Source organism: Pantoea hericii (assembly GCF_014155795.1).
In the GTDB taxonomy this organism is placed as follows: Bacteria; Pseudomonadota; Gammaproteobacteria; order Enterobacterales; family Enterobacteriaceae; genus Pantoea; species Pantoea eucalypti.
Genome location: NZ_SCKV01000002.1, coordinates 590,820 through 606,899, shown reverse-complemented (window position 1 = coordinate 606,899; position 16,080 = coordinate 590,820). Strand labels below are relative to the sequence as shown.

The window sequence follows — 16,080 nt, the reverse complement described above, 5'->3', positions numbered from 1 at the left end:
GGCCATCCGGCCCGCCATTCTACTAGTTATCGATCACTTCTCCGCTTTTCTTCAGCAACGGGCAATCCGTTACGCCCACTACACCACTGTCAGTGTGCAGATACTGCGCGCTGATCACGCCGCGAGCGGTCAGATAACTGCATTGCAGGCCAAGTCCGGCTGCATTTTTAGTGCTGCCGGTTAATACGCCATAGCCGGTAAACAGCATCGCCAGCCAGATCACCGCTAGCAAGCCTATCGTGCGAATCAACAGTTTCATTATGTCTCCTTGTGAAAGATAACTCAGCGCACAACCTGGTGCTGCCGGTTATGATGATATCAGCATGCCTCGGTTTTCAGGCAGGATCGATCAGAGATAACTGAAACGGCAAAATCTGCATTGACGTGATCCCCATTATCTTTTGTGATGGCTAAAGGTAGAATAGGGGGTTGGCGTTTTCACTTTGTTTTATGAGGCAGTTATGAATGAGTTAGCCGCAAATCCGGGACCGCTGGTCAGTTATGGCCTGATGGTCATTATTTTAATTGTGGCGTTTATTGCCTGGTTCTTTGTTAACCGGGCCAGCGTTCGCGCCGGAGAGCAAATTCACTTACTGGCGTCGTTGCTGGAAGAGCAGAAGAAACAGAACCAGTTGCTGCGCCGTCTGATTGAGATGCAGCCCGTCTCCGAGGTCAAAAAAACCGATGAAGATGCGGAGAAACGGGACTTTATCCGGTTAATTCCGGAACGTTAATCACAGCAGAGAGGCAGGATGGCCTGGAAAAATCCGTGGTATGACAGCAGTAAAGCGCACCATACGCCCGAGGGGTTCTGTAGTCCAGAACCGGAGCAGCGCCAGCCAGGCGATCTGCAGCGCTGGCGCAGAGAGCGTAAGGCTCAGGGACTGCCGCATCCTCCACAGCAGGGCTATGCGGCGTTCACCGATCAATGGTGGCAGCCAGCCGACATCCGCGGCAGTGACGATCGCATCTGGTGGCTGGGGCATGCTGCCGTGCTGTTGCGGCTGAACGAGCAATATATCCTGATCGATCCTGCACTCGGCTCACGCGCTTCGCCGTTCTCATTTGCCGGACCACAGCGAAAAACACCTGCGCCGCTCAGTATCGCTGATCTGCCGCGTCTGGATGTGGTGCTGATTTCTCATAACCATTACGATCATCTTGATCGGACGACCGTTAAAGCTATTGTCCGGCGTTTCCCTCAGGCAACCTTTATTGTGCCGCTGGGTCTGGCTAAGTGGTGCAGGGCGCGGGGCGTGAAACAGGTGCATCAGCTCGACTGGTGGCAGCAGACTGCGGTCAATGGCCTCTGTTTTGATGCCGTTCCGGCACGTCACTGGAGCATGAGAACGCTACGCGATCGAAACCGTTCGCTCTGGTGCGGCTGGGTTGTGCGGTCTGCCTCCGTACGTTTCTGGTTTTCGGGCGACAGCGGTTATAGCGACAGCCTGCTGGACATTCCGGGCAGACTGGGGCCGTTCAACCTGGCCGCTTTGCCGATTGGCGCCTATGCACCTGAATGGTTCATGGCAAGCCAGCATATGAATCCCGATCAGGCGGTGGCGCTGTGGCAGGCAGCCGGCAGGCCGTTAACGCTGCCGATCCACTGGGGTGTGTACGAACTGGCCGATGAGTCACTGGATGCGCCACCAAAAGAACTGGCAGATGCGCTGCTGCGGGCAAACGAGCGAAACGACGGCTTCACGCCCTGGCGAATAGGTGAAAGCCGAAGGCTGAATAATGACGCCCAGGAATTATCCTAAACCCTGATGGATAAATAAAAGCCAGTACTTTTTTATCTGATATCAATTTTTCAAATCGAAAGTTAAATTATTAATAAGAAAAATTGTCTTCGATGCTTTTATTTGGCGCAAGGCTAATGTGTTACTCATGGTTTTGGTGCAAAAAAATGTTGTTTGTACAAAAATAAACAGCGGTGTACAGGATTGACGTCAGATTTCTGATATCTTCAACCGTTACCGCTTCGCTTAATCATTCTGCAATTGCCATATTTGTGAAATATTAATTTCTTATGGTATCCATCGAATTCATACTGGCAGCCGCAACGTGGCACCGCGCTGGCCGGGCAGGGGCCTTATTCGTGCAGACATGTGTAAACCCACCTGACAGGCAATGTGAGCCTTTTGGCAATTATGTGCACAGGCTCTCTGAGCCCCTAAAAATGGCTTGCCATTATTTTTAGGATATGTGATAACAATTCCTGAGTTAAACGAGGTACAGTTCTGTTTATGCATGGCATCTTCAGTAAAGAAGTACGAGTAAAGACGTTGACGTTGAATACCGCTTCCTTGCCGAACCTTAATTAGTGCCTCATGCAGTAATGTCTCTGGTTTTTCTGTATGACAGCCTTCGGGCTAAATAAACATCTAAAGGAATTTGCAAAATGGCAAAGATTAAAGGTCAGGTTAAGTGGTTCAACGAGTCTAAAGGTTTTGGTTTTATCACCCCTGCTGACGGCAGCAAAGATGTGTTCGTACACTTCTCTGCTATCCAGGGCAATGGTTTCAAAACCCTGGCTGAAGGCCAGAGCGTTGAGTTCGAAATTCAGGACGGCCAGAAAGGCCCGGCAGCAGTTAACGTAACTGCTATCTGATTCGACTCCGCCTCGGTGCGTCGCACCCTGACACGGAATCTCAAAGCCCTGGCTTCTCAGCCGGGGCTTTCTTTATGCTTCCGATGCGTAAACGATAAGGTTACACTGCGCCGCGTTATCTGATGCCGGAGCACCTTATGTCCCTGATTTGCCCTCTTTGCCACTCACCTCTGACCTTCACAAACCGCAGCTGGTGCTGTGAAAATCGCCATCAGTTTGATCAGGCGAAAGAAGGCTACGTCAATTTGCTGCCCGTTCAGCACAAACGCTCACGGGAGCCAGGTGACAGTGCAGAGATGATGCAGGCACGGCGGACGTTTCTTGAGGCAGGCTACTACCAACCGCTTCGTGATCAGGTGGTCAGCCTGCTCAGCCCGGCACTGACCCAGCCGGCGTGCAAAATTCTTGATATAGGCTGTGGCGAAGGCTACTACACCGCCGCACTGGCTGAGGCGGCAGGCGGAGAGGCACAGATTTATGGGCTGGATGTTGCCCGAATGGCAATCCGTCTGGCGGCAAAGCGCTATCCTGCGGTGCGCTTCTGCGTCGCCTCCAGCCAGCGCTTACCCTTTGCCGATCAGGCCCTGGATGCGGTGGTACGCATCTACGCCCCCTGCAATGAAGCAGAACTGGCACGCGTGCTGAAGCCGGGTGGCCTGGTATTGACGGTCACACCTGGCCCGCATCATCTGCAACAGTTTAAAGCGCTGATTTACCGCGAAGTGCAGTTGCATGTGCCGGAGCAGAAAGCGTACCCCGGATTCACGCAGGTGACACAGCAGGCGCTGCGTTACCCGATGGCATTAACCGGCGCAGCGGCGACAACCCTGTTGCAGATGACGCCATTCGCCTGGCGGGCGCGGGAGGAGGTCTGGCAAACGCTGCAGCAGAGCGAGCAGTTCAGCTGCGATGCCGACTTTAGCCTGACGATGTGGCAGCGCGACTAACGCGCTTCTACCAGGGTGTTATAGATGCGCTCCAGATCGTCGAGTTGCTGCACCGCGATCAGCAGTCGACGCTGTTCAAGCTGAATCACCAGAATGCCATCCTCAGAGAGATTCATCCCCTGAATCCGCCGGTAATCGATCCAGACACCGGCGTAAAACAATCCATCATTCTTCATCAGTAGCGTAGGTTTTCGCAGCCAGAAGAGCCAGAACGCCAGAAAACTCAGCATCATCAGCAGAGAGGTGGTGAGCTGCGGGCCGTGATGACTGACGTTGTTCCACAGCAAAATCAGCAGCAGACCGATAAAAATCAGGCTGTCGAGTTTATGCTGCCTGCGCAGCGTGACCCTTAAGCGGGTGGGGCCATGCCGACGCGGCAGAATCGCCTCATGGTAAACGGCAAACCCCATCAGGGCGGCGATACAACACGCAATCAACGCGTCAGTTAAAGACATCACATCTACCTCAAACAGGGTGAGCTCAGCCGGTTGTGGCTCAGCTCACCACGCTTAAAAGCCGGGAGCGCAGGCTCCCGGCCGGGTGAAATTACAGACCGAGCAGGCCGATCCAGTAACCAAAGATACCGATGGCGAAGAAGCCGACGATAATCCACAGCGCGTTCACTTTACGACGCAACAGCCACATACAGCCAAAGGTCAGCAGCAGCGGCACCACGCCCGGCATCAGTTGATCAAGGATCGACTGAACCGTGGTGACGGTGGTTTTACCAGTGGAGTCGGTGATGCGCGAGACGACCAGCGGGATGTTAACGTGCGTCCACTTGTTGACCAGCGCCCCCATGACAAACAGGCCCAGAATCGAGGCGCCCTCCGTGAGCTTCTGCAGAAAACCGCCGCCCATGTCGCTGACAATGTCGATTCCTTTACGATAGCCATACGCCACGCCGTAGTAGCGGGTTAGCAGACGCGCCAGGTTAAACAGCACAAAGAACAGCAACGGCCCCAGCAGACTGCCGCTCATTGCGATACCGGCACCCAGCGCGGCAAACACCGGACGTACCGTGCCCCAGAAGATCGGGTCGCCGACACCGGCCAGCGGTCCCATCAGGCCGACTTTCAGGCCGTTAATCGCCGCATCGTCGATGGGTGCGCCGTTGGCACGCTGCTCTTCCATCGCCATGGTGACGCCCAGTACCGGCGCGGCCACATAAGGATGGGTGTTAAAGAACTCCAGATGACGCTTTATTGCCTGCTTACGCTCATCATTGTTCTCCGGATAGAGACGGCGGATCACCGGCACCATAGAGAAGCAGAAGCCCAGCGCCTGCATACGTTCAAAGTTCCATGAGCCCTGGAACAGGTTCGAGCGCATAAAGACGGCGCGAACATCTCCGGCTGTCAGTTTCTTTTCGACTTTCGTAATATCAACCATGTGCTCACCTGTTCCTTAATCGAGTTCGTTATCAAGATCGTTTGCGGTTGCTGCACCATTGGGTGCGCCTGCTACACGGTTGTATTTCGGGCTGAGCTGGATGTAGAGCACGGCCATGACCACGCCAATCACGCCCAGCGCCACCAGGTTAAAGTTGGTAAACGCCGCGGTGACGAAGCCGAGATAGAAGAACGGCATCAGGTAGCCTGCGCGCATCATGTTGATGACCATCGCGTAACCGACGACCACAATCATGCCACCCGCGATATTCAGACCGTTGGTGACGACTTCAGGGATAGAACTGAGCAGGGCGTGAACCGCACTGGTGCCGACCGAAATCGCCACAATCAGCGCCGGAATAGCGATACGCATCGCCTGCAACAACAGGGCAGAGACATGGATCCAGGAGATGGCCGTGAGGTTACCTTTTTCGGCGGCTTTATCAGCTGCGTGCTGGAAGGCCACAGTCAGGGTACGCACGATAATGGTCAGCACCTGTCCGGCCGCCGCCAGCGGAATGGCCAGCGCGATACCGGCACCCACACTCTGACCGCCGGCGATCACCAGGATGGTCGAGATAATGGAGGCGAGGGCGGCATCAGGGGCCACGGCGGCACCGATGTTCATCCAGCCCAGTGCAATCATCTCCAGCGTACCACCGATGATAATGCCGGTTTTCATATCACCCAGCACGATACCAATCAGAGTACAGGCCACCAGCGGTCGGTGAAACTGAAACTCATCCAGAATCGACCCCATACCGGCAATGCAGGCGACAATAAAAATTAAAATAATTTGTAGCGAGGTTATTTCCATCATACTTCTTGTCCTCAGCAGGATAACGACGAGCCCGGAAACGCAGGCGCAGAAGTGCTTCTGTTACGCGTTAACTTTCGCAATCAGATCCATCATTTTCAGTTTCTGGTCACTGGAAACTTTACGCACTTCCAGTTCAATATTGCGTTCGTTGAGTTTTCGGAAGGCGGCAATATCTTTTTCATCAACCGAGATTGCATTATTCACCTGGGTTTTTCCCTGGCGAAATGCCATCCCGCCGATGTTCACCGTTTTAATATCCACACCCTGTTCCACGACGCGCAGAACATCGGTGGGATTGGTAAACAGCAGCATCACGCGATCCTGACCATACTTCGGGTTATTCCACACCCGCACCATTTTATCGACATCCACCACATGGGCTGTCACGCCGGGCGGGGCGACCTGCGTCAGCAGGGTTTTACGCACGTGGTCGTTGGCCACTTCATCACTGACCACGATAATGCGTTGAACGTTGGTCTCTTTCGTCCAGCGTGTCGCGACCTGTCCATGAATCAGACGGTCATCTATGCGCGTCAGTCCGATTTTCATGTGATCGCCAGGTGCCATCGGTTTAGCCGGTTGCGCTGCAGCGGCCGGTTTTACCGCAGCCGGTGCCGGTGCTTCTTCTTTGGCTTTCAGGGCTTTAACCCCTTCACGGCCAGTTTCGACCGCGACGGCGACCAGTTCGTCAAATCCGGGATCGTCATCGCGCGCCATCAGGGTTTCGACCAGCATCGGGATATTGACCCCGGCGATGACCTCATACTGGGGCTTATCGACGACGATACGGCTGGCCGCATTAAACGGGCTGCCACCCCAGGTATCGACTAAAAACAGGACCCCTTTGCTGGTATCCAGTTCTGCCAGTCGTGCATTATATTTTTCAATCAGCGTTTCTGCATTTTCACCAGGGACAAAATCTATCCAGCCGACATTGTCCTGCTCGCCCAACAGCATTTCTGCTGTTTTCAGCAGTTGTTCCGCTGCCCAGCCGTGTGTACCAATTACAATCGCAATGGTCACGTGCTACCTCCGTTCGCTAGAGATGCTCATCTGAGTCAATGAACTGTATTGAGTCATGCTTTGGTTATTGTTTTAACCGGGTGATTCGATTAATCGGTTTAGCGTCGAAAAAACATGGGTTAATGACGTTAAGGCGATAAAGTCGCGATTTATTTTAGTGATCGAAAAAATAAATTATGTGATGTCTGTCAGCTATTCACCCTGTGAAGAGGCGAGTCACCCTTTTTATGCGCCCGATCATCCGCTCTGCAGATTGTAAAAATAAGAAAATTTTTTGACGCAAATCACCGACCTGATACATTAACGTTCTGTTTAATACTCAGGAGTAACGGGCTTCAGCCCACCTTTATGGATCGTCACCGACGTCGCTTAACCTGTTCTTTGCGCCTGCTGGCGCGTCACCCTTCGCCTCGCGGCGTTTTCACCGCTTTCCCGACCACCCGGATGTCACGCTTTGCTGCGCTGATACGCACCGGCTCAATCTGTTCCCTGTTCTGGAGTCATAAATAATGGAATTTTTATTCGACCCCTCAATCTGGGCGGGTTTACTGACGCTCATCGTGCTGGAAATCGTACTCGGCATCGATAATCTGGTGTTTATTGCCATTCTGGCCGACAAACTGCCGCCAAAGCAGCGTGACAAGGCCCGTTTGATTGGCCTGTCGCTGGCACTGATTATGCGTCTGGGCCTGCTGTCACTGATTTCCTGGATGGTGACGCTGACAACACCTCTTTTCAGCGTAGGCGGTTTCAGCTTTGCGGGTCGTGATTTAATTCTGCTGGCGGGTGGTCTGTTCCTGTTATTTAAGGCGACGATGGAGTTGCACGAGAGGCTGGAGAACCGGCAGCTCGACGGATCAGGTAATCGGGGATATGCCAGTTTCTGGGCAGTCGTGACGCAGATTGTGGTGCTGGATGCGGTCTTCTCGCTGGATGCTGTGATTACGGCTGTAGGTATGGTCAACCACCTGCCGGTGATGATGACGGCTGTGGTGATTGCGATGGGTGTGATGCTGCTGGCGTCTAAGCCGTTAACTAACTTCGTTAACGCGCATCCGACCGTGGTGGTGCTCTGTCTGAGCTTCCTGTTAATGATCGGTCTGTCACTGGTAGCAGAAGGCTTCGGCTTCCATATTCCTAAAGGTTATCTCTATGCGGCAATCGGCTTCTCAATTCTGATTGAGATGTTTAACCAGATTGCGCGTCGAAACTTTATCCGCCATCAGTCCAACCGTCCGATGCGTGAACGTACCGCAGAGGCGATTCTGCGCCTGATGGGAGGCCGCAATCGTGCCCAGATGGCCAGTAACAGCAACACCAGCAGCAGCGAAGAGGCTGCGCTGGCGGAAGCGATGCCGCAGGAAGCGTTTAAAGATGAAGAACGTTACATGATTAATGGCGTACTGACCCTGGCGTCACGTTCAATTCGCAGCATCATGACGCCGCGCGGTGAAATCTCCTGGGTTGATGCGAATCGTCCGGTGGATGAGATTCGCGGTCAGCTGCTTGATACCCCCCACAGTCTGTTTCCGGTCTGCCGGGGTGAGCTGGACGAAATTGTCGGCGTAGTGCGCGCTAAAGAGCTGCTGGTGGCGCTGGAGCATGGCGTGGATGTGGCAACCTTTGCGGCCAATAGCCCGACCATTGTGGTGCCGGAGACGCTGGATCCGATTAACCTGCTTGGCGTGCTGCGCCGTGCCAAAGGTAGCTTCGTTATCGTCACCAACGAGTTTGGTGTGGTCCAGGGTTTGATCACGCCACTGGACGTGCTGGAAGCGATCGCGGGTGAATTCCCGGATGAAGATGAAACGCCTGATATTGTGGCGGACGGTGATGGCTGGTTAGTTAAGGGCGGGACCGATCTGCATTCGCTGCAGCAACTGCTCGATTTCCATGAGCTGGTCGATCCGACAGAGGACCACGCCTCGCTGGCCGGTCTGCTGATTGAGCAGAAAGGGCAGTTACCGCTGCCTGGCGATGTAATTGATATCACTCCGCTGCACTTCCAGATCATCGAAGCGACCGACTACCGCATCGATCTGGTGCGTGTCACCAAAGATAAACCGCATGACGAAGATGAAGAGGGTTAATTCTTCACGTTGTTGCTAAGGCGCGGCTGGCATAACCGGCCGCGGTAAATCTTCCCGACAGCCGCTGCTTCAACGTCGCGGCTGTTTTTTTATCTGTGGGTATCGGCCTGGTGCAGTAACAGCCACGCCGGAAAATCCTGCAGCGGCATCGGACGGGCAAAATAGTAACCCTGCAGATGATCCACGCCGCGTTCGCGCAGATAAGCCGCCTGCACAGCCGTTTCCACGCCCTCAGCAACCAGACTGATGTTCAGGCGCTGGGCCAGCGAAATCACCATATCCGTTACCGTCGCGTTGATGGCGTCAGTGCCGATAGCTGCTGTGAAAATTTTGTCTATTTTCAGCACGTCGGGCTGCAGGTCTTTCAGATAGGAGAGTGAACTATGACCGGTGCCGAAGTCATCAATCGCCAGCTGAACGCCGATATCGTGCAGCTGCGTAATGACCGATTGATCCACCACCGGGAGTGCATCCCGCTCGGTGAGCTCCACCATCAGTGTCGGCACTGGCGAGGCGGGCCACCACAGCTTTTGCAGATCTTCAATAATTGCGCCGTCCCGGAAATGACTGGCAGCCACGTTGATAGCGATATGGAAGCCGGGATCCGTGGGCAAGAGCGGTAGCTGACTCACCACTTCATTCAGCACAAAGCGCGTCAGCGGCTTGATCAGATTCTGGCGCTCAGCCAGCGGAATAAAAACATCCGGCGCAATCCAGCCCTGACGGGCATTATGCCAGCGCATCAGTATCTCAATACCGTCGCACTGACCACTTTTGCTATTGATCAGTGGCTGGCAATAAACCATAAACTCGCGGGCGGTAATGCCATAACTGATTTGCCAGCTCAGGCTCATGCGATTTGCGGTTGCCAGCCAGACGATATAGCCCATAAGCAGGCTCAGCAGCACTGCCAGCGGCAGCTGTGAGGGAAGCGTTGCCAGCGCCGATCGGGTAGGAGAGGGGCCATAGAGTGTAAGCGTGAATGGATAGCGCAGCGAGCCTTGTTCATAGCTCACCTCATCGTCTGCAGCGACTGTCGACTCGATCAACGGATTACCATACTCCAGGCTCTGTCCGTTAACGTTAAACACGGCGCGTTCAACCCAGGGTAACTGCGGCTCCAGCAGATAATTGCTCATCATTTCGATGTTAATTACCTGCAAAATGCCTGAGCGGTTATCCGGGCTTTTTGGCGTCCACAACATTAAAATCGGTGAGCCTTTGAGCAGATAATCATCGGTTGAGAGGGTCATACGCTCGCCATTATAGGCAAGGTCGGGCCAGGTCTGGCTAAAAGGAATCGCGCGGGGTCCATAAACACTGGAGCAGTAAAGTACATCGTTATCCACCAGCAGAATCGCCCGGAGCGTCTGCAGAGAAGAGATTTTTTCGATGAGTGGAAAACGAACATCGTTGCAGGGTACACCCACGAGGCCCAGCGTATTATTCGCGGAAACTTCCAGCGGCGAAAACATCCGGTCAAACCGCATAATCGCTTTATTGGCGAAATCCATTGCCTGACGTTCAATACGTGACTTTTCTTCAAAATAGCGAAAGGCCAGCGTCAATATCATGACCACGATGGCGATTGAGAATGCTATGAGCAAACGCTTGCGTCTGAATTGTCCAACAAATTGCTGGGCCATAAACATCAGTATCCACCTTCCCAAAAAGCCAGAATAAAGCAAAAAAATTACGGGGTTAGTATCGGCACGGCCAGATCAATATTGAGGCCGAAATGCAGAAAAGCGGGTCTGGAAAGCGACGAAAGCCGGACGGCTGCGCGGAAAACACTCTACCGTTAAAACCTGCGCTGAGATAGCGCAGGATGCGGATTTTATTACAGTTGAACGTTATTTAAACATTTAAACGTTTCGTTCAATCACACTGCACTTTAATTGCCAGACCGCCGCGTGAGGTTTCGCGGTATTTAGCGTTCATATCTTTGCCCGTTTCATACATCGTCTCAATAACCTTATCCAGCGAGACGCGAGGTTCGCTGGTACGACGCAGTGCCATTCGCGCCGCGTTAATGGCTTTAACTGAGGCGATCGCATTGCGCTCAATGCAGGGCACCTGAACCTGACCGGCAACCGGGTCACAGGTTAGTCCCAGGTTGTGCTCCATGCCAATTTCAGCGGCCACGCAGACTTGCTCAGGACTGCCGCCCAGCAACTCGGCCAGACCGGCCGCCGCCATGGAGCAGGCCACACCCACTTCACCCTGGCAACCCACTTCAGCACCGGAAATAGATGCGTTCATTTTGTACAGTACGCCAATGGCGCCGGAGGCAAGGAAATAGCGCAGAAAAATATCGGGGGTTACCGGCTCGATAAAGTGATCGTAATAAGCCAGCACCGCCGGCACGATGCCACAGGCACCGTTTGTTGGTGCGGTGACGACACGACCTCCTGCGGCGTTCTCTTCGTTGACGGCCAGCGCATACATATTAATCCAGTCGATAACAATCATCGGGTCACTGGAGTGCTTAGTGGAGGAGGTCAGGAGGCGACGCAGTGAGGCAGCACGACGTGGCACGCGCAGCGGTCCGGGCAACACACCTTCGGTATTCAGACCGCGATCGATACAGGCCTGCATCGTCTGCCAGATATCGGTGAAATAGGCATAGATCTCATCGCGGCTGTGAAGCGCCAGCTCATTTTTCATCACCAGGCCAGAGAGGGAGAGGCCGGTCTCATGGCAGTGCGCCAGCAGATCTTTAGCGGAATGAAACGGCCATGGCACTGACACTTCATCCAGTGCCGACTGCCCAAAGTGCTCTTCATCAACGATGAAACCGCCGCCAACGGAGTAATAGGTCTTCGACAGAATCAGCAGGTCACCTGCAAACGCCAGCAGACGCAGACCATTTTCATGCAGCGAGAGGTTCTCGCTACGGAACACCATGCCGCCTTCGCGCGGAAAATCGACTTCATGCGCGCCTTTCGCCAGCAGCAGCCGCTCACGCTGTTCGACATCTTTAATAAACGCGGGGATGGCATCAATATCCACCGTGTCCGGCGATTCGCCCGCCAGACCCATAATAATTGCGATATCCGTATGATGGCCTTTACCGGTCAGAGACAGAGAACCGTAAACATCCACGGCGATCCGGGTGACCTCCTGCAGCTTTTCCTGTTCGCACAGCAAATCCACAAACTGTTTACCCGCTTTCATCGGGCCGACAGTATGCGAACTCGATGGGCCGATGCCCACTTTGAACATGTCGAAAACACTAATCACAGGTGACACTCCTCACAATTATTCTCAGTCTGCCGGGGCAGTTTATGGCGCCCATAGTAATAGTCATGCACCAGAAAAGAGCGCTTTTTCGCATGAAATAAACTTATCTAAAACGATAGAAAAAATTATAGCGCAGCCCGGCAGGTCGCTGGCGAGCATCTGTGGAAAAAACAGACAAAAAGGTTTCAGAAGGCGATCTGGGTGCTCAATGAACGGATGATTCCGGCGGTCATGCCCCACACCAGATAATCCTGGTAGCGCGAGAGCCAGACCGGATGGCGTACACCGGCCCGATGCACCTCCAGCGCGCTGTAGCGGCTTAGCTGCAGAGCTTCGGCCAGCGGCATCTCAAAAGCACTGCTGACCTCATCCGGGTTAAGAGTAAGTCGTAAATCGGCCGGAATAATGCCCAGCACGGGCGTGACCTGGAAGCCGGTGCTGCTGGTGACGGCAGGCAGCGCACCCAGTATCTCGACCTGCTGCGGATCGATGCCGACCTCTTCCTGCGCTTCACGGAGTGCTGTGTTGATCAGTGAGGCGTCGGTGTCATCCTGCATCCCGCCGGGAAAGGCGACCTGTCCGGCGTGCTTGCGCAGGGCCTGCGAACGCTGCGTCAGCAACAAACCCGGCTCAGGACGGGCCACAATAGGCACCAGCACCGCAGCATGACGTCCTGAGAGACGCTGGGTGCTGCGGGCGGGTTGCTGCAATAAAAAACGGCTGCGAAAAACATCAATCGTCAGTGCCAACTGAACCTCCTGCCTGCTCAAGTGTCGGTAAGATCCGGCTGACTTTATCGAGCGTTTCCTGATACTCCGCTTCCGGATCGCTGTCAGCCACCAATCCGCCACCGGCAGAGCAGTAGAGTTGCTGGCCTTCGGCGATTAGCGTGCGAATCGTGATGCTGGTATCCATCCGGCCACACAGGCTGATATAGCCGATGCTGCCGCACCAGGCATTGCGGCGCTGCGGTTCCAGTTCATCAATAATCTCCATTGCCCGAATCTTAGGTGCACCGGTTATCGAGCCGCCAGGAAAACAGGCGCGCAGTAAATCAGTGGCCTGCAGGCTGTCAGGTAGCTGCGCCCGCACCGTGCTCACCAGGTGATGCACGGCGGGGAAGGGTTCAACCACAAACAGCTCTGGCACCGTAACCGAACCGGGTCGCGCCACACGGCCCATATCGTTGCGCAGCAAATCAACAATCATCAGATTTTCAGCCCGATCTTTCTCCGCATGGCGCAACGACTCCGCCTGTTGTGCGTCGGCAATCGGGTCGTCACAGCGTGGTCGGGTCCCTTTAATGGGGCGAGTTTCAATCTGCTTGTTATTCAGCGACAGGAAGCGTTCCGGCGACAGGCTGAGAATTGCACTGTCAGGCAGCCGCAGAAACGCGCTGAAGGGTGCGCGGTTAGCCGCATTGAGGAGAGTGAATGCCTGCCACTCATCACCCTGATAACCCGCCTGAAAACGCTGTGCCAGGTTTACCTGATAACAGTCACCGGCCTGAATATAAGCCTGAACGGCGGCAAAGCGCGCGGCGTATTCGGCATAGCTCATATTAGAGCGCCAGCGGCTTGTCAGCGAAAAGGGTACAGTTTCGCGTACAGGCCACTGTGCCAGCCAGGCGGCACGTTCTTCAACATTGCTCAACGCCACGAGCGTCAGGGTTTGCTGATGATGGTCGGCAATCAATGCCCAGTCATAGATTCCTGCGGCCATGTCAGGCGTAGTGAGATCGGCTGCAGCCCGCTGCGGCAGGGACTCAAACCGGCGGCCCAGGTCATAACCAAACAGCCCCAGCGCACCGCCCTGAAACGGCAGCGTCTCGCTGGATGCAGGTGTGACGCCCAGCGCATCACACTGTTGCTGCACCAGCAACAGGGGATCGGCGGTTGATTCGGTTGTACCGGTTGGGTCGCTGAGCGTCGTGAGTGCGCCGCGGGTCACCAGGGTGGCGCGGGGATCGGCGGTCAGAAGATCAAAACGGTTGTCACTGTGGCTGGCCTGCGCGGAGGAGAGCAGCATCGCCCAGGGCAGATGGGCAAGGGTGGCGAAACGCTGAGTCAGCGCATCGGGGGTATAATCAAGCGTGAGGGTTTCAACAATCATCGGGCAGACAAATCAGAAAGCTAAGAGGCGGTCAGACTGACATATTTTTTCCTCACTGGCACCTGTTAGTTCCACGTGGGATACTGTCTGACCCAACGCAGGAGTAAAAAATGTTTATTGGATTACCGGCTCTCTCTCATGAGCAACAACAACAGGCCGTCGAACGTATTCAGGCGCTGATGGCAGGCGGACTATCGAGCGGTGAAGCAATCGCCCAGGTGGCGCAGGAAATCCGCGAAAATCACAAGGGCGAACGTATTCGGGCGTTATTCGAAGACGAAGATGACGAAAACGAAGAGGAATAACGCCCGGCAGGTTTAACGTGCAGCGATGATTTTAATTTCGATCTTGTATTTTGGATTTAGCAGACCGGCCTGAACCGTACAGCGCACCGGCGCATTGCCCGGCGAAACCCAGGCATCCCAGGCGCGGTTCATGGCGGGGAAGTCGGCTTTATCTACCAGGAACAGCGTCGCATCCAGAATTTTGCTTTTATCGCTACCGAGCCGGGTCAGAATGGCGTCAATCACCGCCAGCGCATTGGCGGTCTGTGCTTCTGCGTCGGCATCCAGATTTTCGGGCACACTGGTGTAATAGATTGTGTCGTTATGAATGACGGCTTCGGACATACGATGTTCCGGGTCAATGCGGGTAATACTCATCGGTTTCTCCCTGGTTAATTGCGCATTAGCCTGGCACACTCCTGATATCGCTGTCACCTCTTACGCTTTACAGGCAGCGCTCAACAATCGCCTGTCTGTCTGCCATCACTTCCGGGGACATCCGGAAGGTGGTGAAATATTTCACATCAGCACCTTTTCGGCGGGGCGAAACATCCGCAAAAATAGAATCTTCCCAGGTAAAGACGCTGATCTCACTGCCGTTCGGCTGGGTGTGGGTGGTGTTATCCCGTGCAATGACGCTGGTGGTGGACCAGCCGCGATAAATACAGTCGCTGAGCTGAGGGACGGTGCGGGCGCTTTGGCCCTGGAAAACGGGTTGCTGCAGACGAGCCTGATCAGGGGTAGGTGCCTGGCAGCCGCAGAGCAGCAGCACGCCAGCCAGAGATCCGATGCGGACATAATTCATGATGTACCTCCGCCTGAAACAGGCAGTCGGGTTTAGCCATCTGCGAAACATCACCTGAAGGGCAATGTTAAGCCAGTCTCAGCACATCAGCCTACGGGTGCCACATCCCAACAGTAAGCTGATTTAATCATTATAATCCTGCCTTTTGATTACCTGATGTGTTCATTTGCATTTGATAACTGCATCACACTGTGGCGCTAACTGCGCTGACAATGAGGTGTCCTTAATCGCGCCTGCTGTTAGCGCTGACAGGGGATAAGAAACACGGAATTAGGGGAACTGGCGGCTTAAAAATGTTATAAATCAGTCATGAGATTGCGCCACAGGTTGAGGATTAAAGCATGGCGAATACGCAGTATCTTTTTTGGGTAATGGCTGGCGCTCTGACGCTGCTGTTTATTGTTATCGCGGCATTTGTGGGGTTATCCAAAGGCAGTAAGCAGGGATTTGTTACCTTTGCCGTGCTGTTCATCATCATGCTGGCGGGTGCACTGTACCTGCATCATTAGCAAGGTGCGGTTGGGCTGTTTTCAGTCCATTACAGTGAATTCACGTTTGGTTCACATTTCAGGTGGAAAGTGTGCGGCCTCCAGTGAGTGTTAACTATGATCAGTTGAAATAGCAGCCTTGCTATTTATCACCGGAGGTAATTATGTCTGAACGTCCTGATTACGATGAACCGCTGCCAGATGATGCTGAGATCTATCCGGAAGATGAAGAAGAGGATGAGGAAAACGATCCCTTAGAAAAG

At 54.1% G+C, this 16,080-nt stretch carries 18 protein-coding genes; 7 read left to right on the top strand and 11 right to left on the bottom strand.

Features of this window, described 5'->3' with window-relative positions; all coding sequences use genetic code 11:
* Positions 1 to 22: 22 nt before the first annotated feature.
* Positions 23 to 259, bottom strand: a complete 237-nt coding sequence (locus tag H7K52_RS06500) for a YobH family protein (RefSeq protein ID WP_003852681.1) — start codon at positions 257 to 259, stop codon at positions 23 to 25.
* A gap of 202 nt (positions 260 to 461) precedes the next feature.
* Here H7K52_RS06500 and H7K52_RS06495 point away from each other — a divergent pair, with 202 nt between their 5' ends.
* The 4 genes from H7K52_RS06495 (at position 462) to rlmA (ending at position 3,561) form a co-directional block, all read left to right on the top strand.
* Positions 462 to 734, top strand: a complete 273-nt coding sequence (locus H7K52_RS06495) for a YebO family protein (protein ID WP_008925326.1) — start codon at positions 462 to 464, stop codon at positions 732 to 734.
* 18 nt (positions 735 to 752) lie between these two features.
* Positions 753 to 1,763 carry an MBL fold metallo-hydrolase gene (locus H7K52_RS06490; RefSeq protein WP_008925325.1) on the top strand — a complete coding sequence of 337 codons (1,011 nt, stop codon included), beginning with the start codon at positions 753 to 755 and terminating at the stop codon, positions 1,761 to 1,763.
* A gap of 641 nt (positions 1,764 to 2,404) precedes the next feature.
* Positions 2,405 to 2,614 (top strand): transcription antiterminator/RNA stability regulator CspE, encoded by a 210-nt coding sequence (gene cspE / locus H7K52_RS06480; protein WP_003852684.1) that lies wholly within the window; start codon positions 2,405 to 2,407, stop codon positions 2,612 to 2,614.
* Between the two features lie 137 nt (positions 2,615 to 2,751).
* Complete coding sequence (gene rlmA / locus H7K52_RS06475) at positions 2,752 to 3,561, top strand: 23S rRNA (guanine(745)-N(1))-methyltransferase (protein ID WP_003852685.1); 810 nt, start codon at positions 2,752 to 2,754, stop codon at positions 3,559 to 3,561.
* On the opposite strand, the gene H7K52_RS06470 is transcribed toward rlmA, so the two are convergent.
* The 4 genes from H7K52_RS06470 to manX form a co-directional block, all read right to left on the bottom strand.
* Entirely contained in the window at positions 3,558 to 4,016 is a 459-nt protein-coding gene (locus H7K52_RS06470) for a DUF986 family protein (protein WP_003852686.1), read from the bottom strand. The genes rlmA and H7K52_RS06470 overlap by 4 nt on opposite strands.
* 91 nt (positions 4,017 to 4,107) lie before the next feature.
* On the bottom strand, positions 4,108 to 4,953 hold the full coding sequence (locus H7K52_RS06465) for a PTS mannose transporter subunit IID (protein WP_003852687.1): 846 nt from the start codon (positions 4,951 to 4,953) through the stop codon (positions 4,108 to 4,110).
* 15 nt (positions 4,954 to 4,968) lie between these two features.
* Positions 4,969 to 5,769, bottom strand: coding sequence for a PTS mannose/fructose/sorbose transporter subunit IIC (locus tag H7K52_RS06460; protein ID WP_033743088.1), 801 nt, complete (start codon positions 5,767 to 5,769; stop codon positions 4,969 to 4,971).
* A 63-nt stretch (positions 5,770 to 5,832) separates the two neighbouring features.
* Positions 5,833 to 6,795 (bottom strand): PTS mannose transporter subunit IIAB, encoded by a 963-nt coding sequence (gene manX / locus H7K52_RS06455; protein ID WP_003852689.1) that lies wholly within the window; start codon positions 6,793 to 6,795, stop codon positions 5,833 to 5,835.
* A 509-nt stretch (positions 6,796 to 7,304) separates the two neighbouring features.
* On the opposite strand from manX, the gene H7K52_RS06450 reads away from it, so the two are divergent.
* The gene (locus H7K52_RS06450) at positions 7,305 to 8,885 is read left to right on the top strand and encodes a TerC family protein (protein WP_003852691.1); all 1,581 of its coding nucleotides are present in this window, start codon (positions 7,305 to 7,307) and stop codon (positions 8,883 to 8,885) included.
* A gap of 89 nt (positions 8,886 to 8,974) precedes the next feature.
* Here the strand turns inward: H7K52_RS06450 and H7K52_RS06445 are convergent, their stop codons facing one another.
* The 4 genes from H7K52_RS06445 to pabB form a co-directional block, all read right to left on the bottom strand.
* On the bottom strand, positions 8,975 to 10,537 hold the full coding sequence (locus H7K52_RS06445) for an EAL domain-containing protein (RefSeq protein ID WP_140033339.1): 1,563 nt from the start codon (positions 10,535 to 10,537) through the stop codon (positions 8,975 to 8,977).
* 226 nt (positions 10,538 to 10,763) lie between these two features.
* A complete protein-coding gene (locus H7K52_RS06440) occupies positions 10,764 to 12,128 on the bottom strand; it encodes an L-serine ammonia-lyase (RefSeq protein ID WP_003852693.1) in 1,365 nt (454 codons plus the stop codon).
* A gap of 185 nt (positions 12,129 to 12,313) precedes the next feature.
* Complete coding sequence (locus H7K52_RS06435; protein ID WP_003852695.1) at positions 12,314 to 12,877, bottom strand: CoA pyrophosphatase; 564 nt, start codon at positions 12,875 to 12,877, stop codon at positions 12,314 to 12,316.
* The gene (pabB, locus tag H7K52_RS06430; protein WP_182629839.1) at positions 12,861 to 14,240 is read right to left on the bottom strand and encodes an aminodeoxychorismate synthase component 1; all 1,380 of its coding nucleotides are present in this window, start codon (positions 14,238 to 14,240) and stop codon (positions 12,861 to 12,863) included. The genes H7K52_RS06435 and pabB overlap by 17 nt, the downstream gene beginning before the upstream one ends.
* A gap of 110 nt (positions 14,241 to 14,350) precedes the next feature.
* On the opposite strand from pabB, the gene H7K52_RS06425 reads away from it, so the two are divergent.
* Positions 14,351 to 14,545, top strand: coding sequence for a YoaH family protein (locus tag H7K52_RS06425; RefSeq protein WP_003852697.1), 195 nt, complete (start codon positions 14,351 to 14,353; stop codon positions 14,543 to 14,545).
* Positions 14,546 to 14,557: 12 nt separating this feature from the next.
* On the opposite strand, the gene H7K52_RS06420 is transcribed toward H7K52_RS06425, so the two are convergent.
* Together H7K52_RS06420 and H7K52_RS06415 are read right to left on the bottom strand one after the other, a co-directional pair.
* Positions 14,558 to 14,902 (bottom strand): RidA family protein, encoded by a 345-nt coding sequence (locus H7K52_RS06420; RefSeq protein ID WP_003852699.1) that lies wholly within the window; start codon positions 14,900 to 14,902, stop codon positions 14,558 to 14,560.
* A gap of 67 nt (positions 14,903 to 14,969) precedes the next feature.
* A complete protein-coding gene (locus H7K52_RS06415; protein ID WP_003852700.1) occupies positions 14,970 to 15,329 on the bottom strand; it encodes a hypothetical protein in 360 nt (119 codons plus the stop codon).
* Between the two features lie 341 nt (positions 15,330 to 15,670).
* Between H7K52_RS06415 and H7K52_RS06410 the strand changes: the two genes are divergently transcribed.
* Entirely contained in the window at positions 15,671 to 15,838 is a 168-nt protein-coding gene (locus tag H7K52_RS06410; RefSeq protein ID WP_003852701.1) for a hypothetical protein, read from the top strand.
* The last annotated feature ends 242 nt before the right edge of the window (positions 15,839 to 16,080 follow it).

What these genes read in the sequence shown, in the direction of transcription:
- H7K52_RS06415 (WP_003852700.1), bottom strand. Translation starts at nt 15,329, where the DNA reads ATGAATTATGTCCGCATCGGATCTCTGGCTGGCGTGCTGCTGCTCTGC.
- H7K52_RS06425 (WP_003852697.1), top strand. Translation starts at nt 14,351, where the DNA reads ATGTTTATTGGATTACCGGCTCTCTCTCATGAGCAACAACAACAGGCC.
- H7K52_RS06460 (WP_033743088.1), bottom strand. Translation starts at nt 5,769, where the DNA reads ATGGAAATAACCTCGCTACAAATTATTTTAATTTTTATTGTCGCCTGC.
- pabB (WP_182629839.1), bottom strand. Translation starts at nt 14,240, where the DNA reads ATGATTGTTGAAACCCTCACGCTTGATTATACCCCCGATGCGCTGACT.
- H7K52_RS06450 (WP_003852691.1), top strand. Translation starts at nt 7,305, where the DNA reads ATGGAATTTTTATTCGACCCCTCAATCTGGGCGGGTTTACTGACGCTC.
- H7K52_RS06495 (WP_008925326.1), top strand. Translation starts at nt 462, where the DNA reads ATGAATGAGTTAGCCGCAAATCCGGGACCGCTGGTCAGTTATGGCCTG.
- H7K52_RS06420 (WP_003852699.1), bottom strand. Translation starts at nt 14,902, where the DNA reads ATGAGTATTACCCGCATTGACCCGGAACATCGTATGTCCGAAGCCGTC.
- rlmA (WP_003852685.1), top strand. Translation starts at nt 2,752, where the DNA reads ATGTCCCTGATTTGCCCTCTTTGCCACTCACCTCTGACCTTCACAAAC.
- cspE (WP_003852684.1), top strand. Translation starts at nt 2,405, where the DNA reads ATGGCAAAGATTAAAGGTCAGGTTAAGTGGTTCAACGAGTCTAAAGGT.
- H7K52_RS06500 (WP_003852681.1), bottom strand. Translation starts at nt 259, where the DNA reads ATGAAACTGTTGATTCGCACGATAGGCTTGCTAGCGGTGATCTGGCTG.
- H7K52_RS06470 (WP_003852686.1), bottom strand. Translation starts at nt 4,016, where the DNA reads ATGTCTTTAACTGACGCGTTGATTGCGTGTTGTATCGCCGCCCTGATG.
- H7K52_RS06465 (WP_003852687.1), bottom strand. Translation starts at nt 4,953, where the DNA reads ATGGTTGATATTACGAAAGTCGAAAAGAAACTGACAGCCGGAGATGTT.
- H7K52_RS06490 (WP_008925325.1), top strand. Translation starts at nt 753, where the DNA reads ATGGCCTGGAAAAATCCGTGGTATGACAGCAGTAAAGCGCACCATACG.
- H7K52_RS06410 (WP_003852701.1), top strand. Translation starts at nt 15,671, where the DNA reads ATGGCGAATACGCAGTATCTTTTTTGGGTAATGGCTGGCGCTCTGACG.
- H7K52_RS06445 (WP_140033339.1), bottom strand. Translation starts at nt 10,537, where the DNA reads ATGTTTATGGCCCAGCAATTTGTTGGACAATTCAGACGCAAGCGTTTG.